Below are 22,297 nucleotides of genomic sequence, written 5' to 3'. Positions count from 1 at the left end.
ACGCCCTATCAAAGCTTCGTCCCGGTCCTACAAGAGACGGGGCTTTGTCGCCTATCGCGACGTGGCGGCTCACACCTATAGTCGTGACTGCCGCTGCCAAATCAGCGACTCGGGCTTGGTCACTCGACAAAGAGAATTCACATTTCCAACTAAATAAGGTGTTTCTCAGTGACAACGTTAAATCCTCTTTTTGATCGCTACCGCCCACTCCAAACCAACCTCACCGATTCCACGCCCCTGATCATCGACACAGAGGCCAACCCTCAGGACATTCTCGAAGCCGCCCTCCAGCGCATCCGAGCCTCCAGTGACCTCCTCAAAACCCTGCACTGCGTTTGCTTCAAACACGGCGACGTCGAAGACATCCCCCACATCACTCACGCGCTCTTCCTCTTGGCCCAGGACGGTTGCGACCTGCTGCAAGTCGCACAGCAACGCATGATCGGCTGGAAAGCACCCGCCTGACCCCAATGAAGATCGTTCCCACGCTCTGCGTGGGAATGCCTCTACGGACGCTCCGCGTTCGGCTCTTGGGACGCACAGCGTCCTGGGCTGCACTCCCTCGCGGAGCGAGGAACGATCAAACACGAGACAACTACGATGAGCGAATTAACGTTCAAACAAAAACAAACTCATTACGAAAAGGTCCGTCGTTCAAATTACTTGGCCAGCCTACATCTTTCAGGATTCGACACCTCACAGGCGGACCTCGACAGACCACTTCCTACACGAAAAGAAGCGCTCGCCAAATACCAACAAGCCATTCCGCAACAATCTGTTCCCGCTCTTCCCCCTAAGCCTGGCGGCCAATAAAATCCACCCAAGCCCAACCGGACACCCCGCAATGAACCTCGCCCCCAATTTCCCCGACGACCACACCATGCACCTGCTCATGCAGCTGCTACACGAAGAACTCGGCCTGCCCGAACGCAAAACCATCAGCCTCACCACCTCGATCAATTTCGACCTGGGCTGTAACGGCGCTGATGCGCGGCATTTGATGGAAGCGCTGGAAGAACAGTTCGGGATCGATTTCGTGGACTACGACGCCTATCGCTATTTTCAGCCGGAAGGATTTGATGTGCATCTCAAACGAAGGGCAAAGGGTCGCGGCGACAAAGTTCCGCTGACCATCGGCATGCTTTATCAAGCGGTGAAGGTGCAACGGTGGGATACACAGGGTTTGGAAGGCATGGAGCTCAACGCATAAGTGCCATTATTCTGGTCGTTTAGCGGAAATTCAGCTGGAATATTGGCAGTTGCGCACTCGATGGTTTAAACCGAACACCCACAAAAAAGCCGCCCCAAAAGGGCGGCTTTCTCATTACATCAAACCAAGCCTTACAACTTAGGCCCAGCAGCCTTGATCGCGTCGCTCACTTCAAACTTCTTGAAGTTCTCAACAAACAACCCGGCCAATGCCTTGGCAGCTTCATCGTAAGCAGCCTTGTCAGCCCAGGTATTACGTGGGTTCAACAGGCCAGTCTCAACGCCCGGTACGCTCAACGGCACGTCGAGGTTGATGGTGTCGAGGTGTTCGGTTTCAGCACCGATCAACGCGCCGCTCTGGATCGCTGCGATCACGCCACGAGTGGTCGGGATGTTGAAGCGTTTGCCAACGCCGTAGCCGCCGCCGGTCCAGCCGGTGTTGACCAGGTAGACCTTGGAGCCGAAGCCGCGGATGCGCTTGATCAGCAGTTCTGCGTATTCGCCAGCTGGACGCGGGAAGAACGGTGCGCCGAAGCAGGTGGAGAAAGTCGACTTGATGCCGCTGCCGGAACCCATTTCGGTCGAGCCCACCAGTGCGGTGTAGCCGGACAGGAAGTGGTAGGCCGCTTGTTCTTCGCTGAGGATCGAGACTGGCGGCAGAACGCCGGTCAGGTCGCAGGTCAGGAAGATCACAGCGTTTGGCTCGCCACCGAGGTTTTTCTCGGAACGCTTGGCAACGTGCTCAAGCGGGTAGGCCGCACGGCTGTTCTGGGTCAGGCTGACATCGGAGTAGTCGGCGTGCTTGGCTTCATCGATAACGACGTTTTCCAGGACAGCACCGTGCTTGATCGCTTTCCAGATAACCGGCTCGTTCTTCTCGGAGAGGTCGATGCACTTGGCATAGCAACCGCCTTCGATGTTGAACACCACGCCTTCGCCCCAGCCGTGCTCGTCGTCACCGATCAGGTAACGGCTTTCGTCGGCGGACAGGGTGGTTTTACCGGTGCCCGACAGACCGAAGAACAGGGTCACGTCGCCCGCTTCACCGATGTTTGCAGCGCAGTGCATTGGCAGCACGTCGGCGGCCGGCAGCAGGTAGTTCTGTACCGAGAACATGGCTTTCTTCATTTCACCGGCGTAGCGCATGCCGGCGATCAGCACTTTCTTCTGTGCGAAGTTGAGGATCACGCAACCATCGGAGTTGGTGCCGTCACGCTCAGGAACGCATTCGAAGTTGGCGACGTTGAGAACTTGCCACTCTTCACGACCAGCCGGGTTGTACTGGGCCGGGTTGATGAACAGGCAACGACCGAACAGGTTCTGCCAGGCAGTCTGCGTGGTCATTTTCACGGCCAGGTAGTGATCGGCAGATGCACCTACATGAACGTGGGAAACGAAATGCTCTTGCGCGTTGTTGAACGCTTCTACGCGGTCCCACAGGGCATCGAACTTGTCGGCCGGGAACTTGCGGTTGATCGGACCCCAAGCAATGGAAGCCGAAGTGGATGGCTCGTCAACGATGAAACGATCGACTGGCGAGCGGCCGGTGCGGTGACCGGTGCGAACAACCAGCGCGCCGGTATCGGCAAGCTCGCCCTCACCGCGACTCAGAGCTTCTTTTACCAGATCATCAACACTCAGATCGGTGTACACGGCGTTATTGGCTTGCGTCATGAGATTCCCCGTCGGCCAGTGGCCGAGTGTGCTCCAAACGTTTTGTAGTAGAAAGTCGTGCACTACTACCGCGACAAAAAGTGGGCCGGATTATGCCAGAAAAGCCCAAAAATAGTAGAGCCCTCCGGTCAGAACGGCGTTATTCCGGCGCTATCCAGTGAATTTACCTACGCTGAACCGTTTTAGTGACGGGTATCTGACGGCGTATCGACACCCGCTCCCGCGAACAATTGGGTGATATCCGCGGCATCAAACAGGTAGCGATGGTTGCAGAACTGGCAATCGATCTCGATGTGCCCACCATGTTCGATGACCAGCGCCTGGGCGTCTTCCATACCCAAGCTGACCAGGGCATTGCCTGAACGTTCGCGTGAGCAACTGCAATGAAAGCGCAGTTTCTGCACGTCGAACAGGCGCACCTGCTCTTCGTGGTAGAGGCGATGAAGCACGGTTTCGTTGTCCAGGCTCAGCAATTCATCGGCGGTCAGGGTGCTGGCCAGCGCGGTGATGTGCTGCCAACTGGCGGCGCGTTCTTCTTCGTCTTTCAAGCGGTCGGCGGGCAGTTGCTGCAGCAACAGGCCACGGGCGCGACGGCCATCGGCGTACAACCAGAAACGCGTACCGACCTGCTGGGACATCACAAAGTAATTAGTGAAGCACTCCGACAGGGTTTCGCCATCCAGATCAACAATGCCTTGATAACGCTGACCCTGGTTCGGATCAATGGTGAGCGCCAAGACACCATTAGGCATCAGGTCGGCGAGGGTCGCGCCGGGGGCAATCTGGTCGGCCTCGTAACGGGCCAGGCCACGGATGTCGCGTTCGCTGGAGCACTCGATCATCAGCAGCGGAATGGGGCCATCGGAACGGGCCTGGAGAATCAGCAAGCCATCGAACTTCAACGTGCCGACCAGCAATGAGGCGGCCGCCATCAATTCGCCGAGCAGTTGCGCCACCGGTTCCGGATAGGCGTGTTTGGCGAGCACTTCGGCATAGCTGCGCTCCAGCCCGACCAGTTCGCCGCGAGTGTCGCTGTCATCGAAGATGAAGCGTTGGGTGTAGTCGGTATCCGGTAGATCGGTCATAGGTCTGGGTATCTGAAGTAATGACAATAGGGTTACAAAACATGAAACTCGCGCCTGTGCGGCGCCGTTTTGTGCGCAATGTTCAGCCATGGGAGGCATTTTATGAACAATCCGGGTTTGTTCCAAGCAAGGTGGAACCTCCGCCGGTTGGCTCTGTGCAATTTTTTGCCCTTGGCGCTGCTGGCCTTCTGGTTATGGCCTACCGGCCAGATGCTGTGTGTGATTTTCGACGAGTGGCTTTTTCATCGATTGAATGCACCGCTGGCCAGTCACCCGATATGGCTACACAGTTGGGCGATTGCAAGTCTGCGCCCATTCGATACGGTGGTCGGCGTGATTCTGCTGGCACTAACGATCAAAGGCGACTGGGTATTCGAAAGGGATGAGGTGCGTCAGGCATTTTTGGGCTTTCTCTCGATTCTGCTGGTGCTGGTGTGTATCCGCCTGCTGTTTTCAACGCTTGTCGGGTACATGGACTGGCAGCACAACAGCCCATCGATGGTGATCAAAGGCGCCGTGCGCATGAGCGACTACTTCCCGGACCTTGAGAATCGCTGGGAATTGAAGGACCGGTCGACGCAAAGCTTTCCCGGCGATCACGCTTCAGTGTTGTTGATCTGGGCGCTGTTCATGACCGTGTTCAGCCGAAACTCATGGCAGACCTTGCTGATTTGGTCTTTGACGCTACTGTTCATGATGCCGCGACTGGTCGCCGGCGCAAATTGGGGCCAGGACGATTACATCGGCGGCGTGCTGCTGGCGGTGTGGGCGTTGGGCTGGGGTTACTACACGCCGTTTGCGTATCACGCTTCGGCGTTTTTCCTGAAAGTGACTGCGCCGGTATTTGGATTGTTGGAGAAGTTGCCGGTGGTGTCGCGGATGAGTGTGGTGCGTGGCGTCTGATCGGGCCTGCTTGCGAAAGCGTCAGCCCGGACGACACAAAACACCTGATCACTCGTCGTTGCTGCTACCACGAAACTTGAACAAATCCCGTCGCTGTTTCTTGCTTGGCTTGCCATCCGTGCTCACGCCCAGCGCGCCAGCCTTGCGCATGGCCGCGGCGGCTTCGCGCTTGGCAATGCTGGCTTCGGTTTCCGCGTACAAGGTCTGAGCCTCCGGCGCGCCACGGCGCACTATCGACAACGCCTGAACCACTACTGTACGTTCCTCGAACCCGGCACGAATCTGAAACTCGTCGCCGATCCGCGGCTCCTTGCCCGGTTTGCAGCGCTCGCCCCGGCAATGCACCTTGCCGCTTTCAATCGCAGCCTTGGCCAAAGCACGTGTTTTATAAAAACGCGCGGCCCACAGCCACTTATCGAGACGGACCTTGTCGTCCTCTTCCTGTTTTTGTCCCACTGGAATTCCTCGCTCGGTGAATAGTCGGAACTGTACTACCGTTTCTGTCGGGCGCAAGAACCCGGCAACCCTAGATAGAATGTGATCTTGGCCGGCTCCCGGCATGGAGTGATCGAATGACTATATTCCCTTCCTCATTGACTTCGCCTCAGTCTGGTTGCCAGGGCTGCCGACAAAGCGAGCCTTTGGGCTTTGATTTTGCGTTTGCCTACCAACCGATCGTCGATCTGCGCGACCAATCGATTTTCGCTAACGAAGCATTGGTGCGCGGAGTCAACGGTGAAGGGGCGATGTCGATTCTGGCGCATGTCACTGACGACAATCGCTACCGTTTCGACCAGCTATGCCGCACGCGAGCCATTGAAGGTGCGGCAGATTTAAATATGCAGACACACTTGTCGATCAACTTCATGCCCAACGCTGTGTACCGTCCCGAGCTGTGTATTCGCAGCACTCTGGAGGCGGCGAAAAAGCACAACTTTCCGATCAATCGTCTGATTTTCGAAACACTCGAAAGCCAGCCTGTAGATAACTATCGCCATTTGACCAATATTCTGCGTGAATACCGCGAATTCGGCTTCAAGACCGCCATCGACGATTTCGGCGCGGGTTACTCGGGGCTCAATCTGCTGGCTGATTTCCAACCGGACCTTATCAAACTCGACATGGCGCTGATCCGCGATGTCGATCGCGATCGTGTTCGTCAGGCTATCGTTCGAGGGATTGTCACAATCTGTGCGGAGTTGAACGTTACAGTCATTGCCGAAGGCATCGAAAGCGCCGGAGAACGGGATTTCCTGGCGGACTGTGGAATATTTCTGATGCAGGGTTACTGGTTCGCCAAACCTGCATTCAAAGCGTTGGCCCAGGTCAACCCTGAGGCCTGGACGCGTTAACCGCCGGTTTTTTCCTATTGAAGACATTTGATCATTTGACCGTTGTCGGTCTGCGCGAGTGGGTAGCGCTCCCGGATTTGGGAGTGGCGGGCCTGCGGGCAAAAATCGACACCGGTGCCAGCACCTCTAGCCTGCACGCCACGGACATTGAACCGTTCGAGCGCGATGGTGAACGCTGGGTGCGTTTTACCGCGCACCTGGGGACGGTGGTGCAACTGCGTCACCGACGTTGTGAAGCGCCACTGGTGACGATGAAAACCATTAAAAGCTCCAACGGTCACGCGCAGATGCGCTACGTGGTCAGCACCACGCTGGCTCTGGGTGATCGGGTCTGGCGGGTCGAGTTCACCCTCGCCTGCCGCAAATCCATGCGTTATCGCCTGCTACTCGGTTCCAAAGCCCTGATCGACGGCCAACTGGTGGTCAATCCGGGTATCAAGTACGTACAAGACAAGCCGGTGTTCCCGGTATCTACCTCCTCCACAGGTGTTGCATGAAGATCGCTGTGCTGTCGCGGAACCCGCGTCTGTATTCCACTCGTCGTCTGGTCGAAGCCGGCACCGAGCGTGGCCATGAAATGGTGGTGATCGACACCCTGCGCGCCTACATGAACATCGCCAGCCACAAGCCGCAGATCCACTACCGTGGCAAGCCGCTGGAGGGCTTCGATGCGGTGATCCCGCGGATCGGTGCGTCGGTGACGTTTTATGGCTGCGCGGTGTTGCGTCAGTTCGAAATGATGGGAGTTTTCCCCCTTAACGAATCGGTGGCCATTGCCCGGTCTCGCGACAAACTGCGTTCGCTGCAATTGCTCTCGCGCCGGGGTATCGGTTTGCCGGTCACCGGTTTTGCGCACTCCCCGGATGACATTCCCGACTTGATCGACATGGTCAACGGTGCACCACTGGTGATCAAGGTGCTGGAAGGCACCCAAGGCATTGGCGTGGTGCTGTGTGAAACGGCAACGGCGGCAGAGTCGGTGATTGAAGCGTTCATGGGCCTGAAGCAGAACATCATGGTTCAGGAGTACATCAAGGAAGCCGGCGGCGCAGACATTCGCTGCTTTGTGGTCGGCGACAAGGTGATTGCGGCAATGAAGCGCCAGGCCAAGCCTGGGGAGTTTCGCTCCAACCTGCATCGGGGCGGCAGCGCCAGCCTGATCAAGATCACACCGGAAGAACGCATGACCGCTTTGCGCGCGGCAAAAGTGATGGGGTTGGCGGTGGCGGGGGTCGATATCCTGCGCTCCAATCACGGGCCGCTGGTGATGGAAGTGAACTCCTCGCCGGGTCTGGAAGGGATTGAGACCACCACCGGGAAGAACGTGGCGGGGATCATCATTGAGCACCTTGAGAAGAATGGTGGGCCGAATATGACGCGGACCAAAGGTAAGGGCTAGACGCCCAGCCTTGAGCGGCAAGCTACAAGCCTCAAGTGAAAAGCAACGGCAGTTCCGCGCAGGATTTGCTGATCGTTCCCACGCTCTGCGTGGGAATGCAGCCCGGGACGCTCCGCGTCCCATTCAAAGCCGAACGCGGAGCGCCCGTTGAGGCATTCCCACGTAGACGGTTCGACGCCTCGACGTGGGAACGATCAGGTCAGACAGCATCCCGCGGCAGCATCAACCCAAGCGGCAACCGCACCCGCGCTTCCAGCCCGCCGCCCGAGCGATTGCGCAACTCGACATTCCCGCCATGCATCGAAGCAATGCGCTTGACGATCGCCAGGCCCAACCCGGTGCCCTTGCCACCCCGGGCACGATCGCCTCGAGTGAACGGGTTAAAGATCGCCTCCAGCTCTGACGGATCAATCCCCGCGCCACGGTCCATGACGCTCAGCACTACGTATGGCGCGCTGGTATCCCCGGAGACATACGCTGCCACCTCCACCCCGCTGCCCGCGTGGTGAAGGGCGTTACCAATCAGGTTGTTCAGCAACCGCTTCATTGATACCCGACGCAACGGGAACGGCTGGATCGGTTCCAGGCGCAGACGCACCTTCTCTTCATTCTGGTTATACGGCGCAGCGACTTCGCGAACCAGATCGCTCAGGTCCACTTCCTCAACCGACTCGTCGCGGCCATCGCGGATAAACGCCAGGAACTGGTCGAGAATCGCGTCCATGTCTTCGATGTCGCGCACCATCGCGTCGGTCAGGTCGTTGTGGTCTCCCATCAACTCCAGGGACAGCCGCAAACGGGTCAACGGCGTACGCAAGTCGTGCGACACCCCCGCCAGCATCAGCTCCCGCTCGCGTCCGGCCTGTTCGACGTCCTCGGCCATCTGGTTGAAGGCGCGGTAAACCTCGGTCATCTCACTTGGCGTGTCACTGATCGGCAGGCGCACGCTTCGGCCCTGGCCAAGCTGCCGTGCGGCGTAGACCAGGCGTTTGAGCGGTTGGTTGAGCTGGCTGACGAAAATCCACGCCGAGGCAGTGGAGAGCAGACCGATCGCGAGGAACCAGCCAAGTACGTTCCAGATTTTCTGGCCGCGCAGCGGGTGAGGATAGAGCGGCACTTTCAGCCAGCCATCGCCCAGGCTTGGCGCCCGGACCCACAAGGCCGGTGGCGAGTGCATGCGTAGGCGCACTTCTGTGTCGGCACCCAGCTCCGCCTGCATCTGCCGCTGATAAATCTCGCTGTAAGGCCAATGCTGCTCACCTTCCGGCACCCCGGCGCCCACCACCCGGATCAGGGTCGCGGCATCGGCAATCTTCGCGCGGTTTTCTTCATCGGCGGCCCAATAGGCGCGCAGCGTCAGGGCGACGCCGTGACTGTATTGGCGGTCCACCAGCACATCTTCGTTCATCAACAGATAAACCAGGGTCAGTGCCTTGGAGAACAGGACGACGATCAGCACCAGCCACAGGGTGCGGGAGAAAAAACTCTGGGGGAACCAAACGGGGGTTTTCATGGATAACCGCTACACACTTGCAGGAGCGAGCGATGCTCGCATATTGCGGATCGCGAGTCTGCGGACAACGTCATCTGACCCGTTGACCGCAAGACCCGCTCCTACAAATCGCCGATCACTTGGTGGCGGCGCCATCCGGAACGAACACGTAACCCACGCCCCAGACCGTCTGGATGTAACGCGGCTTGGAAGGATCGGGCTCGATCATGCGGCGCAGTCGGGAGATCTGCACGTCGATCGAACGCTCCAGCGCATCCCATTCACGACCACGGGCCAGGTTCATCAGCTTGTCGCGGGTCAGTGGCTGACGCGCGTTCATGACCAGGGCCTTGAGCACCGCAAACTCGCCGGTGGTGAGCATGTGCACTTCGTCACCGCGCTTCAATTCACGGGTGGCCAGGGACAACTCGTAATCACCAAACGTCACGCTTTCGTCTTCGCTGCCCGGCGCACCCGGCACAGGCGTCGACTGACGTCGCAGGACCGCTTTGACGCGGGCCATCAGCTCATCCGGGTTGAAGGGCTTGGCCAGGTAATCGTCGGCACCCAGCTCCAGGCCCTTGATGCGGCTCAGCTCATCGCCCTTGGCGGTCAGCATGATGATCGGGATCTGATTGTTCGCCGTGCGCAGGCGGCGGCAGGCGGTCAGGCCGTCTTCGCCGGGCAGCATCAGGTCGAGGACGACCAGGTTGAACACTTCGCGCGCCAGCAGGCGATCCATTTGCTCGGTGTTCGGTACGGCACGGGCGCGGTAGCCCTTGCTGACGAAAAAACGTTCCAGCAGGCTGCTCAGCCCTGGATCGTCGTCAACAATAAGAATTTTTTCGCCTTCAGCAATGTTTGCAGTGCTGCTCATTAGATGCTCCTTTTAGCTCGGCGCGCATTATGGCGTAGCTGCCGTTATACGCACCGAGTGCATTGTTAGCAGATTTTTCCTTCACCGTTAGAAATCCGGCCTTGGCGCGACAGCCTGCGATGTCCCTGAATGATAGAACGCTGGTTATAATGCGCGGCCTTTTGTGTCAGGCAACGTCTGATCATTACTGCAGACGGCCGTTTTTTATTTTCATGCCGGCGGCAGTAATTGTTCGATTTCACGGGTCAACGGGATGCCTGTTGATCCAGGTAGCGGCGCACGCCAGGCCGCTCAACCAGACTCGCCGAGCCTTTATTTCTGCGCCTGCGAGCCTGCTTTCACAATTTGTCAGGTGGTTTTATGGACAGCATCAACAGCCGCATCGCCGAGGAACTCGGTGTACGCCCACAACAGGTCGAAGCGGCCGTCGCGCTACTCGATGAAGGCTCTACCGTTCCCTTCATCGCCCGTTACCGGAAAGAAGTGACCGGCAGCCTCGATGACATCCAGTTGCGTCATCTGGAAGAGCGTCTGCGCTACCTGCGAGAACTCGACGAACGGCGCATCAGCATCCTCGCCAGCATCGAAGAGCAAGGCAAGCTGACCCCTGCACTTGAGCGCGACATCAAACTCGCCGATACCAAGACCCGCCTTGAAGACTTGTACCTGCCGTACAAGCAGAAGCGCCGCACCAAGGGCCAGATTGCCCTGGAAGCCGGCCTCGGCGAGCTGGCCGACGGCCTGTTCAACGACCCGACACTGACACCAGACGTTGAAGCCGCACGCTTCATCAACGCCGAAAAAGGCGTGGCTGACGTGAAGGCGGCCCTCGAAGGCGCAAAATACATCCTCATGGAGCGCTTCGCCGAAGACGCCGGCCTGCTGGACAAGTTGCGCAGCTACCTCAAGCAGGAAGCCACCCTCAGTGCCCGCGTGATCGCCGGCAAGGAAGAGGAAGGCGCCAAGTTCCGCGACTACTTCGAACATGACGAACCGCTGAAAAGCATGCCATCGCACCGCGCCCTGGCGATTTTCCGTGGCCGCAACGAAGGCATTCTCAGCTCCGCGTTGAAAGTCGGCGACGAGCTGCCGGGCACCATGCATCCGTGCGAAGGCATGATCGGCCAGCAATTCGGCATCCAGAACCAGAATCGCGCCGCCGACAAATGGCTGGGCGAAGTGGTGCGCTGGACCTGGAAGGTCAAGCTCTATACCCACCTGGAAACCGATCTGCTGGGCGAGCTGCGCGACGGCGCCGAAACCGAAGCGATCAACGTGTTCGCCCACAACCTGCACGACTTGCTGCTGTCGGCTCCGGCCGGCCCGCGCGCCACCCTGGGCCTCGACCCGGGCCTGCGCACCGGCTGCAAAGTCGCCGTGGTCGATGCCACCGGCAAGCTGCTGGATCACGCCACGGTTTACCCGCACGTGCCGCACAACAAGTGGGACCAGACCATCGCGATTCTGGCTGCCCTGTGCGCCAAGCACTCGGTGGACCTGATCGCCATCGGCAACGGCACCGCCAGCCGCGAAACCGACAAGCTGGGCGCTGAGCTGATCAAAAAATACCCAGCGATGAAAATGACCAAGGTCATGGTCTCCGAGGCCGGTGCATCGGTTTACTCGGCGTCGGAACTGGCCTCCAAGGAATTCCCGGACCTCGACGTGTCGATCCGTGGCGCGGTGTCGATTGCCCGTCGCCTGCAGGATCCACTGGCGGAACTGGTGAAGATCGATCCGAAATCCATCGGTGTCGGCCAGTATCAGCACGACGTGTCGCAGCTGAAACTGGCGCGCGGCCTGGACGCTGTGGTCGAGGACTGCGTAAACGCCGTGGGCGTGGACGTGAACACCGCTTCGGTGGCGCTGCTGGCCCGCATCTCCGGCCTCAACGTGACCCTGGCGCAGAACATCGTCAGCCACCGCGACGAGCACGGCGCGTTCAAAACCCGTGCAGCGCTGAAGAAAGTCGCGCGTCTGGGCGAGAAAACCTTCGAGCAGGCTGCCGGTTTCCTGCGCGTGATGAACGGCGACAACCCGCTCGACTCCTCCGCGGTTCACCCGGAAGCCTATCCGCTGGTGCAACGCATCGCCGCTGAAACCGACCGCGACATTCGCTCGCTGATCGGCGACGCCGCGTTCCTCAAGCGCCTCGATCCGAAGAAGTACACCGACGAGACGTTCGGTCTGCCGACGGTCACCGACATCCTGCAAGAGCTGGAAAAACCGGGCCGCGACCCACGCCCCGAGTTCAAGACCGCCGAGTTCCAGGAAGGCGTCGAAGACCTCAAGGACCTCGAACTGGGCATGATCCTCGAAGGTGTCGTCACTAACGTGACCAACTTCGGTGCGTTCGTCGATATCGGCGTGCATCAGGACGGTTTGGTGCACATCTCCGCGCTTTCGGAGAAATTCATCAAAGATCCGCGCGAAGCAGTGAAGGCCGGTGATGTGGTGAAAGTGAAGGTCATGGAAGTCGATATCCCGCGCAAACGCGTGGGCCTGTCGATGCGCATGAGCGACACGCCGGGCGAGAAAATCGACGGTGCTCGCGGTGCACGTCCGGGTTCGGCGCCACGCCAATCCCAGAACAACGCGCCACGTAAAGAAACCACGGCAGCGGCTCCGGCCAACAACGCCATGGCTTCGCTGTTCGCCAACGCCAAGCAATTGAAGAAACGTTGATGGACATTCCTGCCGGGCTGACCGAAAGCGCGTTTTTCAAATTGCTGGGGTGTCGCTTGCACAGCCTGGAAACCGGGGTGGCGCAAGTCGCCCTGGGGCTGGAACCGCAACTGCGCAATCGCGGCGGCAAGCTGCACGGCGGGGCGCTGTTCAGTCTGGTGGACATTGCCATGGGGCTGGCCTGTTCCAGCACCCACGGCTTTGACCAGCAGAGCGCGACCATCGAATGCAAGATCAACTACATTCGCGCTGTTTCAGACGGTGAAGTGATGTGCACGGCACGGGTAATTCACCCGGGCCGGCGCACGCTGGTGGTCGAAGCCGACGTGATGCAGGGCGACAAACTCGTCGCAAAAGCACAAGGCACGTTCGCTGTCCTGTAGATGAATGCCATCGTTTTGAGGTAATTTCGGCGCTGTGACCGCAGCGCCGAAATTTCCTGTGGGAGCGGGCTTGCTCGCGAAGGCGGTGTATCAGGCAATTTATTTGTTGACTGGCACTCCCTCTTCGCGAGCAAGCCCGCTCCCACATTGATTGCGGCTCGTTTCAAAACCAGGCGAAAACGCCAGTTTCAACTTCACCCTTGTAGACCGTCTTGCCCACCCCCATATTGGGGCGACTGACGCGTGAAGGAATCCAACTTGAGCGAACTTCTCAACCGCCGCCTGGCTCTGCTCGGCGAGCGCGCTAACCTCTCTCTGCTCGAACAGTGTCTTCACGGCATCGAACGTGAATGCCTGCGCGTGACCGGCGAAGGTCGCCTGGCGCAAACGCCGCACCCGGAAGAATTGGGTTCCGCGCTGACCAACGAACAAATCACCACCGACTATTCCGAGTCGCTGCTGGAGTTCATCACGCCCGCCCTGCCCGACCCGGCGGATACGCTGACGAGCCTGGACAAGATTCATCGCTTCGCCTACAGCAAGCTCGGCAACGAGTTTCTGTGGAGTCCATCGATGCCGTGCCCGCTGCCGGCCGAGGAAGACATCCCGATCGCCTATTACGGCACGTCCAACATCGGTCAGCTCAAGTACGTCTACCGCAAGGGCCTGGCCCTGCGCTACGGCAAGACCATGCAATGCATCGCCGGGATCCACTACAACTTTTCCCTGCCGGAAAAGCTCTGGCCGTTGCTTAAAGAGGCCGAAGGCTTTGTCGGCACCGACCGCGACTATCAGTCCTCTGCCTATATCGCGCTGATCCGCAACTTCCGGCGCTACAGCTGGCTGTTGATGTACCTGTTCGGTGCCTCACCTGCCCTGGACGCCGGTTTCCTGCGCGGTCGCTCGCACCAGTTGGAACAACTGGACCCGGACACCTTGTACCTGCCTTACGCCACCAGTCTGCGCATGAGCGACCTGGGTTACCAGAGCAACGCCCAGGCTGGTCTGACGCCGTGCTACAACGACCTGGCCAGCTACACCGACAGCCTGCGCAAAGCGGTGGCCACGCCGTATCCGCCGTATGTTGAAGTCGGCACGCATAAGGATGGTGAGTGGGTTCAGCTCAACACCAACATCCTGCAGATCGAAAACGAGTACTACTCCAACATCCGCCCAAAACGCGTGACCTACACCGGCGAACGGCCGATTCAGGCGTTGGTGGCCCGTGGCATTCAGTACGTTGAAGTGCGCTGCCTGGACATCAACCCGTTCCTGCCGATGGGCATCGATCTGCCGGAGTCGCGTTTCCTCGACGCTTTCCTGCTGTATTGCGCGCTGAACGACAGCCCGCTGCTGACCAACACCTCATGCAGCAACGCCACGTCGAACTTCCTCAGCGTGGTCAAGGAAGGTCGTCGTCCGGGTCTGCAACTGCAGCGCGACGGTCAACCGGTGGACATGAAGGAATGGGCCACCGAACTGCTGGAGAAGATCGCTCCGCTCGCCGCGCTGCTCGATCAGAGCCATGGCGGCGATGCGCACAGCAACGCGCTGGACGTGCAGATGGAGAAGGTCAAGGATTCGTCCCGCACACCTTCAGCCCAGGTACTGGCGGCAATGGCCGAGCATAAGGAAAGCTTTGCTCAGTTCTCCCTGCGCCAGAGCCGGGCGCACGCGGAGTACTTCCGCAGTGAGCCGCTTTCAAGCGAAGACCAGGCAAAATTCGAAGAGCGGGCACGTTCCTCGCTGGTTGAGCAAGCTGAGCTGGAACAGAACGAAGTCGGCGACTTCGATGTGTTTGTCGGGTCGTATCAGGCGAGCATTCTGTCGATCAGCAACTAAGCGGCGCCTGCTACAAGATCGCAGCCTCGTTTCACTCGACAGCTCCTACAGGAACCGTGTTTCGGTTGTAGGCGCTGTCGAGTGAAACGAGGCTGCGATTTTTGGATCCTTTAGAATTTTCCGCTCATAAGCTCATTCGAAAAAGTTATTTATTTTCGGATTCTTAGATCATTTAGTCTCCTTTCACGCCGACTCTCGGTCGCCTGACAAGGAGCTTTTCCATGAAACTGACTTTCCCTCTTCGCCTCCTGGCGGCCGCATCGCTGGCTGCGGCGAGTTTCTTTGCCCAGGCGGCTGACGTCACCGTCGCCTATCAGACCACCGTCGACCCGGCGAAAGTTGCCCAGGCCGACGGCGCGTACGAGAAAGCCACCAACGCCAAGATTGATTGGCGAAAATTCGATAACGGTGCCGACATCATCGCGGCCATTGCCTCCGGTGACGTGCAGATCGGTTACCTCGGTTCCAGCCCGCTGACGGCTGCGATCACGCGCAAAGTTCCGGTAGAAACGTTCCTCATCGCCACGCAGATCGGCGCTGCTGAAGCCCTGGTTGCCCGCGACGGGTCCGGGATCAAAACGCCTCAAGACCTGATCGGCAAGAAAATCGCCGTGCCATTCGTGTCCACCGGTCACTACAGCCTGCTGGCTGCGCTGAAGCACTGGAACATCGACCCGTCGAAAGTCACCGTACTCAACCTTGCCCCGCCCGCCATCATTGCCGCCTGGAAACGCGGTGACATCGACGCCACTTACGTCTGGGACCCGGCGCTCGGCGTGGCCAAGGAAAACGGCAAAGTGCTGATCACCTCCGGCGAACTGGCCAAGTTTGGCGCTCCGACCTTCGATGCCTGGATCGTGCGTAAGGATTTCGCCGAGAAGCACCCGGAAATCGTCACCGCCTTCGCCAAAGTGACCCTGGATGCGTACGCCGATTACCGCAAAGACCCGAAAGCCTGGCTCGCCAATCAATCCAACGTAGACAAACTGGTGAAACTCTCCGGCGCCAAGGCCAGCGACATTCCATTACTGCTGCAAGGCAACGTCTACCCGTTGGCGGCTGACCAGGTCATTACCCTCGGCGCACCGACCACCAAGGCCATCACCGACACCGCCGCGTTCCTGAAAGAACAAGGCAAAGTCGAGGCCGTGCTGCCGGACTACGCCCCGTACGTCAGCGCCAAGTACATCACCAACTGATCGGGAGTTAACCGCGATGGCTTTGCTACAGCTGGAGCGCATCAGCGCACAGTACCCCGGCAGTCCGGAACCGGTACTGGCGGATATTTCCCTGAGCCTTGGGCCCCAGCAATTGCTGGTCGCCCTCGGCCCGTCCGGCAGTGGCAAGACTTCGCTGTTGAACCTGATCGCCGGTTTCGTCGAGCCCAGTGCCGGGCGCATCACCCTTGACGGGGTGCCGGTCAAAGGCCCGAGCGCCGAGCGCGGCGTCGTGTTTCAGGACGACGCCCTGCTGCCATGGCAGGACGTGTTGGCCAATGTCGCCTTCGGCCTGGAACTGGCCGGCGTGCCCCGGGACAAACGCGAAATCCGTGCTCGGGAAATGCTCGCGCTGGTGGACCTTACCGGTTTCGAAAATCGCCGCATCTGGCAACTCTCGGGCGGCCAGAAGCAACGTGTCGGCCTCGCTCGCGCGCTCGCCGCCGACCCTCGGGTCTTGCTCATGGACGAGCCCTTCGGCGCCCTCGACGCCTTCACCCGCGAACAGATGCAAGAGCTGCTGCTGCAAGTCTGGCAGCGCACCGCCAAACCGGTGTTCCTGATTACTCACGATATTGAAGAAGCGGTGTTCCTCGCCACGGACCTGATTCTGCTGGCGCCGAATCCTGGTCAAATCGTCGAACGCCTGAGCCTGGATTTCGGTCAGCGTTACGCAGCCGGCGAGTCGGCACGGGCGATCAAATCCGACCCGCGCTTTATCGAAACCCGCGAGCATGTGCTCGCCAAAGTGTTCTCCCAACGCAGCGCCGCCCAGCGGCAGGAGCGCGCATGAGCAGCTATGAAATTCCTGCGGTGACGGTGAAACCGGGCTCGACGGTGATTCCGCTTCGTCGTAGCTTGAGCACACGCTGGATCAGCGTATTGACGCTGGTCGCGCTCGTGACCCTGTGGTGGGCGGTGACCGCTACCGGCATGATCGAACCGCTGTTTCTACCGCCACCGTCCGCCGTGCTGCAAAAAGGCTGGCTGCTGGTGACCACCGGTTACATGGATTCAACCCTGTGGCAGCACCTGGGCGCGAGCCTCAGCCGCATCGGCCTGGGCCTGGGCTTTGCCGTACTGACCGCCGTTCCCGTCGGCATTGCTATTGGCCACAACCGCATTGCTCGCGGCATTCTCGATCCGCTGATCGAGTTCTACCGACCGATTCCGCCATTGGCTTACCTGCCGCTGATCGTGATCTGGTGCGGTATTGGCGAGCTGTCAAAAGTCTTGCTGATCTATCTGGCGATCTTCGCGCCGATTGCCATCGCTACCGCGACCGGCGTACGCACAGTCGACCCGGCGAAATTACGTGCGGCGCAGTCGCTGGGCGCAACTCGGGCGCAGCTGATTCGTCATGTGATTCTGCCGAGCGCCCTGCCGGACATTTTGACCGGCGTGCGGATTGGCTTGGGTGTGGGTTGGTCGACCTTGGTCGCCGCCGAGCTGATTGCCGCCACCAGCGGTTTGGGTTTCATGGTGCAGTCGGCCGCGCAGTTCCTGGTCACCGATGTGGTGGTGCTAGGGATTCTGGTCATCGCACTGATTGCCTTCGCCATGGAAATGGGCCTGCGCGCGCTGCAACGCAAACTGGTGCCGTGGCACGGCCAGGCTCATTGAAAAATTACCATGTGAACAACTCTGTAGGAGTGAGCCTGCTCGCGATGGCGGTGTATCAGCCACAGCCGTGTCGCCTGACACTGCGCTATCGCGAGCAGGCTCACTCCTACAAAAGCTCGGCACCCCGGATTGAAGAGAAACACCATGAATAACCTGAACATCGTCCCCCTCAGCACGGCTCTCGGCGCGCAAATCAGTGGCGTCGACGTCAGCCAGCCACTGAACCTGGAGCAGCGCGACGCCATCGAGCAGGCCCTGCTCAAGCATCAAGTGCTGTTCTTCCGTGACCAGCCGATCACGCCGCAGCAACAGGCGCGATTCGCTGCCTATTTCGGCGACCTGCACATTCACCCGATCTACCCCAACGTGCCGGAACAGCCCGAAGTGCTGATCCTCGACACCGCCGTCACCGATGTGCGCGACAACGCGATCTGGCACACCGACGTGACCTTCCTGCCCACCCCGGCCATGGGCGCGGTGCTCAGCGCCAAGCTGCTGCCGGAGTTTGGTGGCGACACATTGTGGGCCAGCGGGATTGCGGCTTATGAAGCGTTGTCGGCGCCGATGAAGCGCTTGCTCGAAGGCCTGACCGCGACCCACGATTTCACCCGCTCGTTCCCACTGGAGCGTTATGGCAATACGCCTGAGGCCTTGGCGCAATGGGAAGAAGCACGCCACAAGAATCCGCCACTGTCGCACCCGGTGATTCGCACGCACCCGGTGAGCGGACGCCGGTCTTTGTTCGTCAACGAAGGCTTCACATCGAAGATCAACGAACTGTCTGAGACCGAAAGCGAGGCGATTCTGAAGTTTTTGTTTGCCCACACCACACGACCAGAATTCACCGTTCGCTGGCGCTGGCAGAAAGACGACATCGCGTTCTGGGATAACCGCGTGACACAGCATTACGCCGTGGATGATTACCGGCCGGCACGGCGGGTGATGCAGCGGGCGACGGTGCTGGGGGATGCGCCGTTTTTCCGGTGAGCCGATCACCAGATCGTTCCCACGCTCTGCGTGGGAATGCAGCGATGGACGCTCCGCGTCCACTGTGACGCGGAGCGTCACGGGAGGCATTCCCACGCGGAGCGTGGGAACGATCAGTTAGGGTGTTACTCAGCCGTCGAAGGCTTCTCCCAAAGATTGATCCCGCCCTCTTGGGCAAACCGGTCAATCTCCGCCAGCTCCTCTGCGCTGAAGCTCAAATTCTTCAACGCCCCGACGTTTTCGATAATCTGCTCCGGCCGGCTCGCACCGATCAGCGCCGAGGTCACGCGCGGATCGCGCAGGGTCCACGCCAACGCCAGTTGCGCCAGGCTCTGGCCGCGACGCTTGGCGATTTCATTGAGCCCGCGAACATGGGCGATGTTGGCTTCGGACAGATGAGATTCCTGCAGCGAACCACCGCCCGGACGATTGACCCGCGCATCCTTCGGAATACCGTTGAGGTACTTGTCGGTCAACAGCCCCTGCGCCAATGGCGTGAAAGCAATCACACCAGCGCCCAGTTCGTCGGTGACGTCCAGCAGATCCTTTTCAACCCAGCGATTGAGCAGGTTGTACGCCGGCTGGTGAATCAGCAACGGCACTTTCCACTCTTTCAACAGCGCCGCCATCTCACGGGTTTTCACCCCGGAATACGACGAGATACCGATATACAGCGCCTTGCCCTGCTGCACCGCAGTCGCCAGTGCGCTGGCGGTTTCTTCCAGCGGGGTGTCCGGGTCGAAACGGTGCGAATAGAAAATATCCACATAATCCACGCCCAAGCGCTGCAGGCTCTGATCCAGGCTGGCCAGCACGTATTTGCGTGAACCGCCGCCCTGCCCGTAAGGACCGGGCCACATGTCCCAACCGGCCTTGCTGGAGATGATCAACTCGTCGCGATACTGCTTGAAATCCTCACGCAGCAAACGACCAAAATTGATCTCGGCGCTGCCGTACGGAGGACCGTAGTTGTTGGCCAGGTCGAAATGGTTGATGCCCAGATCGAACGCCGTGCGCAACAGCGAGCGCTGAGTGTCGATCGGCGTGCTGTCACCGAAGTTGTGCCACAAGCCCAGCGACAGCGCCGGCAGCACCAGACCGCTGCGGCCTACGCGGCGGTACGGGATGGAGTCATAGCGGTTTTCGGCAGCGGTATAAGTCATCGAATCCTCTCTTGTCTGTCTTGAAATTGGTATCGACTGCTTCGCGAGTTGCCCAGCATACGCCCAGACAAACGCCGATAAACCTCGGACTCGAGAAAATGCTGAAACGTTTCACAGATTTCATCTTTGCCGTCAGCAGATCGTTCCCATGCTCCTCGCTGGATGGGACGCGGAGCGTCCCGGGCTGCATTCCCACGCAGAGCGTGGGAACGATCAACGATAAGAGCCGCGAGCAAGGTCAAACAGCCCCCGCAAACACCTCCCCCAACCAATCCACAAACACCCGAACACGTGGCGACATGTGTCGGTTGTGGGGGTACAGCACTGAAATCGGCATCGTCGGTGGCGGTGTGTCGGTGAGGATTTCCTGCACCAGCCCTTGGGCAATCTGCCTCTCCATTCGGTAATGCGGGCACTGGATCAAGCCGAGCCCGGCAATCGCCGATGCGGCGTAAATTTCCGCGCCGAACACTGAAAGCGCACCTTCAATGGCGACTTCTTTCAGGTGGCCGTCGACCATGAATTCAAACGGAAACTGCTTGGCGGTGGTGCGCGAGACGTAGTTCACGGCGCGGTGATGCTTCAGGTCGTCGAGGCATTTCGGTTCGCCGTATTGGCGCAGATAGGCGGGGCTGGCGCAGGTGATTTGACGCAGGTTGGCGATGCGTTTTCCGATCAGTGCCGAATCACTCAGCGTGCCGGCGCGCAACACACAGTCGACGCCTTCAGCGATCAGGTCGACGAAACGGTCAGTCTCGCTGATGGACAGTTCAATGTCCGGGTAACGCGCCATGAACTGCGGTAATGCCGGAATCACGAAATGCCTGGCCAGCGTGCCGTGCAGGTCGACACGCAACCGGCCTTTGGGGGCGCAGCCACGAAACGCCAACTCGGCCTCTTCCAGCTCCGCCAGCAATTGCACGCAACGCAGGTAGTACGCCTCTCCATCAAGCGTCGGGCGCACCTTGCGCGTACTACGCTCCAGCAACCGAGTGCCGAGCCAGGCTTCAAATTGATTCAGCGTGTGGGTCAGGGTCGCCCGTGGCAGGTTCAGGTCATCAGCCGCCAGGGTGAAGCTGCTGCGCTCATAGATCCGCACAAAAACCTTCATCGCTTTGACTTGATCCACGTTTGGCTCCTGGCGCGCGATTGTTGGCGGTTATTGAACAGTCAAGGCAACTCTCGGGCATTTATCGGCCTGAGTAAACATGTGAATCTGGCTTCACACCAACTCTCCCCCATCAGGAATCAACGCCATGACTACTCAGAAAGTTGCCATCGTGACCGGCGCCTCCCGCGGCATCGGCGCTGTGATCGCCAGACAACTGGCCAGCGAAGGTTTCGCCGTCGTCATCAACTATGCAAGCAGCGCCACAGAAGCCTCCAAGCTGGTGGTGGAGTTGCGTCAGGCAGGCCATCAAGCCATAGCGATCAAGGCTGACGTGGCCAATGCCGATGACGTGCGCCGGATGTTCGACGAGACCGAAACACAACTGGGCAAGGTCGACGTGCTGATCAACAACGCCGGCATTCTCAAAATGATGCCGTTGGCGCAGCACACCGATGAACTGTTCGACCAGACCTTCAACATCCACGCTCGGGGCACCTTCAATACCCTGCGTGAAGCGGCGACGCGGTTGAACAGCGGTGGGCGGATCGTCAACTTTTCCAGCAGCACGGTCGGCATGAACCTGCCAGGGTACGCGGTGTACATCGCCAGCAAAGCAGCGGTGGAATCGCTGACCCAGGTGTTCGCCAAGGAAATGCGCGGACGCAACATCACGGTTAACGCCGTGGCACCGGGTCCGGTCGCTACCGAGTTGTTTTTGCACGGCAAGAGTGAAGAACAGATTCAGACCTTCGCCAAGATGCCGCCGCTGGAGCGTCTGGGTCAGCCGGAAGACATTGCTCGGGTTGTGTCCTTCCTGGTCGGCCCTGACTCGGCTTGGGTCAACGGGCAGATTCTGCGGGTGAATGGCGGGTTGGTTTAACTATGCTCAACTTGAGACCGCAGTCTTGATCGTTCCCACGCTCTGCGTGGGAATGCCTCAAGGGACGCTCTGCGTCCAGTGACGCGGAGCGTCACGGGCTGCATTCCCACGCAGAGCGTGGGAACGATCAGTTACTCAGGAGGACACCCCCATGCACACCACGATCATCATCACCTTCGGCCTGATTCTGCTGGCGCTGATGCTGTTCATCGGCGAGAAAATCGGCTTCAGCCGCCAGACCCTGGCCTACAGCTTTGTGGCGCTGTGGCTGGCGCTGACGCTGATCAACGGCGCAGTCGGCATGGTTCATACCGGCCAACCGTTGAGCACGGAACTGGTGGTCGGCAGCGCCGTGTTCGGTGTACCGGTGGCGGCGCTGGTGCTGTTCATGGTGCTCAGCACTGAAGCGTGAGTG

At 59.5% G+C, this 22,297-nt stretch carries 22 protein-coding genes and 1 pseudogene; 16 read left to right on the top strand and 7 right to left on the bottom strand.

The window, feature by feature from the left end; translation table 11 throughout:
* Positions 1-168 precede the first annotated feature (168 nt).
* From K5K95_RS10125 to K5K95_RS10115, 3 genes and pseudogenes are all read left to right on the top strand, one after another.
* On the top strand, positions 169-465 hold the full coding sequence (locus K5K95_RS10125; RefSeq protein WP_222589332.1) for a hypothetical protein: 297 nt from the start codon (positions 169-171) through the stop codon (positions 463-465).
* A 135-nt stretch (positions 466-600) separates the two neighbouring features.
* Positions 601-756 (top strand): annotated as a pseudogene (locus K5K95_RS10120) (YhfG family protein); the annotation flags it as partial.
* A gap of 88 nt (positions 757-844) precedes the next feature.
* Positions 845-1,210, top strand: coding sequence for a DUF1493 family protein (locus tag K5K95_RS10115; protein ID WP_222589330.1), 366 nt, complete (start codon positions 845-847; stop codon positions 1,208-1,210).
* A 131-nt stretch (positions 1,211-1,341) separates the two neighbouring features.
* On the opposite strand, the gene K5K95_RS10110 is transcribed toward K5K95_RS10115, so the two are convergent.
* Both K5K95_RS10110 and hslO read right to left on the bottom strand, forming a co-directional pair.
* Positions 1,342-2,883, bottom strand: coding sequence for a phosphoenolpyruvate carboxykinase (locus K5K95_RS10110; RefSeq protein WP_222589329.1), 1,542 nt, complete (start codon positions 2,881-2,883; stop codon positions 1,342-1,344).
* Positions 2,884-3,065: 182 nt separating this feature from the next.
* On the bottom strand, positions 3,066-3,968 hold the full coding sequence (gene hslO / locus K5K95_RS10105) for an Hsp33 family molecular chaperone HslO (RefSeq protein ID WP_222589328.1): 903 nt from the start codon (positions 3,966-3,968) through the stop codon (positions 3,066-3,068).
* Positions 3,969-4,070: 102 nt separating this feature from the next.
* On the opposite strand from hslO, the gene K5K95_RS10100 reads away from it, so the two are divergent.
* Complete coding sequence (locus tag K5K95_RS10100) at positions 4,071-4,871, top strand: phosphatase PAP2 family protein (RefSeq protein ID WP_222589327.1); 801 nt, start codon at positions 4,071-4,073, stop codon at positions 4,869-4,871.
* A 48-nt stretch (positions 4,872-4,919) separates the two neighbouring features.
* Here K5K95_RS10100 and K5K95_RS10095 read toward each other — a convergent pair whose 3' ends face one another.
* Complete coding sequence (locus K5K95_RS10095) at positions 4,920-5,327, bottom strand: RNA-binding S4 domain-containing protein (RefSeq protein ID WP_090176956.1); 408 nt, start codon at positions 5,325-5,327, stop codon at positions 4,920-4,922.
* Positions 5,328-5,443: 116 nt separating this feature from the next.
* On the opposite strand from K5K95_RS10095, the gene K5K95_RS10090 reads away from it, so the two are divergent.
* The 3 genes from K5K95_RS10090 to rimK all read left to right on the top strand — a co-directional run bounded on the left by K5K95_RS10090 (position 5,444) and on the right by rimK (position 7,622).
* Positions 5,444-6,223: an EAL domain-containing protein gene (locus K5K95_RS10090; protein WP_222589326.1), complete on the top strand. Its 780-nt coding sequence runs from the start codon at positions 5,444-5,446 to the stop codon at positions 6,221-6,223.
* Between the two features lie 83 nt (positions 6,224-6,306).
* Positions 6,307-6,720 (top strand): ATP-dependent zinc protease, encoded by a 414-nt coding sequence (locus K5K95_RS10085; RefSeq protein ID WP_231997108.1) that lies wholly within the window; start codon positions 6,307-6,309, stop codon positions 6,718-6,720.
* The gene (rimK, locus tag K5K95_RS10080; protein ID WP_007949201.1) at positions 6,717-7,622 is read left to right on the top strand and encodes a 30S ribosomal protein S6--L-glutamate ligase; all 906 of its coding nucleotides are present in this window, start codon (positions 6,717-6,719) and stop codon (positions 7,620-7,622) included. Before K5K95_RS10085 ends, rimK begins: the two co-directional genes overlap by 4 nt.
* Positions 7,623-7,821: 199 nt before the next feature.
* Here rimK and K5K95_RS10075 read toward each other — a convergent pair whose 3' ends face one another.
* Positions 7,822-9,135, bottom strand: coding sequence for an ATP-binding protein (locus K5K95_RS10075; protein ID WP_090176964.1), 1,314 nt, complete (start codon positions 9,133-9,135; stop codon positions 7,822-7,824).
* A 115-nt stretch (positions 9,136-9,250) separates the two neighbouring features.
* The gene (gene ompR / locus K5K95_RS10070; protein ID WP_027922237.1) at positions 9,251-9,991 is read right to left on the bottom strand and encodes a two-component system response regulator OmpR; all 741 of its coding nucleotides are present in this window, start codon (positions 9,989-9,991) and stop codon (positions 9,251-9,253) included.
* A gap of 360 nt (positions 9,992-10,351) precedes the next feature.
* Here ompR and K5K95_RS10065 point away from each other — a divergent pair, with 360 nt between their 5' ends.
* The 7 genes from K5K95_RS10065 (at position 10,352) to tauD (ending at position 18,728) form a co-directional block, all read left to right on the top strand.
* Positions 10,352-12,676: a Tex family protein gene (locus tag K5K95_RS10065; protein WP_222589325.1), complete on the top strand. Its 2,325-nt coding sequence runs from the start codon at positions 10,352-10,354 to the stop codon at positions 12,674-12,676.
* A complete protein-coding gene (locus tag K5K95_RS10060) occupies positions 12,676-13,059 on the top strand; it encodes a PaaI family thioesterase (RefSeq protein WP_090176969.1) in 384 nt (127 codons plus the stop codon). The genes K5K95_RS10065 and K5K95_RS10060 overlap by 1 nt, the downstream gene beginning before the upstream one ends.
* Before the next feature lie 258 nt (positions 13,060-13,317).
* Positions 13,318-14,901, top strand: a complete 1,584-nt coding sequence (gshA, locus tag K5K95_RS10055) for a glutamate--cysteine ligase (RefSeq protein ID WP_222589324.1) — start codon at positions 13,318-13,320, stop codon at positions 14,899-14,901.
* 221 nt (positions 14,902-15,122) lie between these two features.
* Complete coding sequence (gene tauA / locus K5K95_RS10050) at positions 15,123-16,100, top strand: taurine ABC transporter substrate-binding protein (protein ID WP_208670555.1); 978 nt, start codon at positions 15,123-15,125, stop codon at positions 16,098-16,100.
* Between the two features lie 16 nt (positions 16,101-16,116).
* On the top strand, positions 16,117-16,911 hold the full coding sequence (tauB, locus tag K5K95_RS10045) for a taurine ABC transporter ATP-binding subunit (RefSeq protein WP_222589323.1): 795 nt from the start codon (positions 16,117-16,119) through the stop codon (positions 16,909-16,911).
* A complete protein-coding gene (gene tauC, locus K5K95_RS10040) occupies positions 16,908-17,741 on the top strand; it encodes a taurine ABC transporter permease TauC (protein WP_222589322.1) in 834 nt (277 codons plus the stop codon). Before tauB ends, tauC begins: the two co-directional genes overlap by 4 nt.
* A gap of 144 nt (positions 17,742-17,885) precedes the next feature.
* Entirely contained in the window at positions 17,886-18,728 is an 843-nt protein-coding gene (gene tauD / locus K5K95_RS10035; protein ID WP_222589321.1) for a taurine dioxygenase, read from the top strand.
* Positions 18,729-18,853: 125 nt separating this feature from the next.
* On the opposite strand, the gene mgrA is transcribed toward tauD, so the two are convergent.
* The gene (gene mgrA, locus K5K95_RS10030) at positions 18,854-19,891 is read right to left on the bottom strand and encodes an L-glyceraldehyde 3-phosphate reductase (RefSeq protein ID WP_222589320.1); all 1,038 of its coding nucleotides are present in this window, start codon (positions 19,889-19,891) and stop codon (positions 18,854-18,856) included.
* 238 nt (positions 19,892-20,129) lie between these two features.
* Positions 20,130-21,020, bottom strand: a complete 891-nt coding sequence (locus K5K95_RS10025) for a LysR family transcriptional regulator (protein ID WP_222589319.1) — start codon at positions 21,018-21,020, stop codon at positions 20,130-20,132.
* 127 nt (positions 21,021-21,147) lie between these two features.
* Between K5K95_RS10025 and K5K95_RS10020 the strand changes: the two genes are divergently transcribed.
* The gene (locus K5K95_RS10020) at positions 21,148-21,882 is read left to right on the top strand and encodes an SDR family oxidoreductase (RefSeq protein WP_222589318.1); all 735 of its coding nucleotides are present in this window, start codon (positions 21,148-21,150) and stop codon (positions 21,880-21,882) included.
* 151 nt (positions 21,883-22,033) lie between these two features.
* Positions 22,034-22,294, top strand: a complete 261-nt coding sequence (locus K5K95_RS10015; protein WP_222589317.1) for a hypothetical protein — start codon at positions 22,034-22,036, stop codon at positions 22,292-22,294.
* Positions 22,295-22,297 lie beyond the last annotated feature (3 nt).

This window comes from Pseudomonas sp. DR48, assembly GCF_019823085.1.
In the GTDB taxonomy this organism is placed as follows: Bacteria; Pseudomonadota; Gammaproteobacteria; order Pseudomonadales; family Pseudomonadaceae; genus Aquipseudomonas.
The sequence above is the reverse complement of the archived record's forward strand: the minus strand, read 5'-3'. Positions and strand labels throughout refer to the sequence as shown.